Raw genomic sequence first — 1,070 nt, 5'->3', positions numbered from 1 at the left:
CGACCTCACCCGCGGACCAGTCGACGTGCGGGGTGGGCTCGTCGACGTGCAGGGTCTGGGGGAGCAGCCCCTGCTGCATGGCCAGCACCATCTTGATCACACCGGCAACGCCGGCGGCGGCCTGCGTGTGACCGATGTTCGACTTCACCGAACCCAACAGCAGCGGGCGCTCGGCCGCCCGCTCCTGGCCGTACGTGGCCATCAGGGCCTGCGCCTCGATGGGGTCACCGAGCCGCGTACCGGTGCCGTGCGCCTCGACCGCGTCGACGTCCCCGCCGGAGAGGCCTGCGCTCGCGAGGGCGGCGCGGATCACCCGCTGCTGGGAGGGGCCGTTCGGGGCAGTCAGACCATTGCTGGCACCGTCCTGGTTGATCGCCGAACCCCGCACCACGGCGAGCACGGGGTGCCCGTTGCGGCGGGCGTCGGAGAGCCGCTCCACGAGCAGCATGCCGACACCCTCACCCCAGCCCGTACCGTCCGCCGACGCGGCGAAGGCCTTGATCCGACCGTCCTCCGCCAGGCCGCGCTGACGGCTGAAGTCGATGTAGGCGCCCGGCGACGACATCACGGTTACGCCGCCGGCCAGTGCCATGGAGCACTCGCCCTGGCGCAGCGCCTGAACGGCCAGATGCAGGGCGACGAGGGAGGCGGAGCAGGCGGTGTCGACGGTCACGGCCGGACCCTCGAGGCCGAAGGCGTACGAGAGCCGGCCAGAGACCACGCTCGCTGCGTTGCCCGTACCGAGGAAGCCCTCGATGCCGTCGGGAACTGCCTGGAAGGTCGCCCCGTAGTCCTGGCCGTTGGTACCGACGAAGACACCGGCCTGGCTGCCGCGCAGGGACGACGGGTCGATTCCGGCTCGCTCGAAGGTCTCCCAGGTGGTCTCCAGCAGCAGGCGCTGCTGGGGGTCCATGGCAAGGGCCTCACGCGGGGAAATCCCGAAGAAGTCCGCGTCGAAGTCGGCGACGTCGTAGAGGAAGCCGCCCTCGCGGGCGTAGAAGGTGCCCTGCTGGTCGGGGTCCTGGCTGTAGAGCCGTTCCAGGTCCCAGCCGCGATCGACCGGGAACTCG

General features: G+C 71.1%; 1 protein-coding gene. It reads right to left on the bottom strand.

Annotated elements, in window-relative coordinates; all coding sequences use genetic code 11:
* Positions 1-1,070 (bottom strand): beta-ketoacyl synthase N-terminal-like domain-containing protein (locus tag AQI95_RS43975; protein WP_167362013.1); only part of this gene is annotated, 1,070 nt, incomplete at both ends.

Origin of the sequence: Streptomyces yokosukanensis, assembly GCF_001514035.1 — a bacterium.
Classification (GTDB): Bacteria; Actinomycetota; Actinomycetes; order Streptomycetales; family Streptomycetaceae; genus Streptomyces; species Streptomyces yokosukanensis.
The sequence above is the reverse complement of the archived record's forward strand: the minus strand, read 5'-3'. Positions and strand labels throughout refer to the sequence as shown.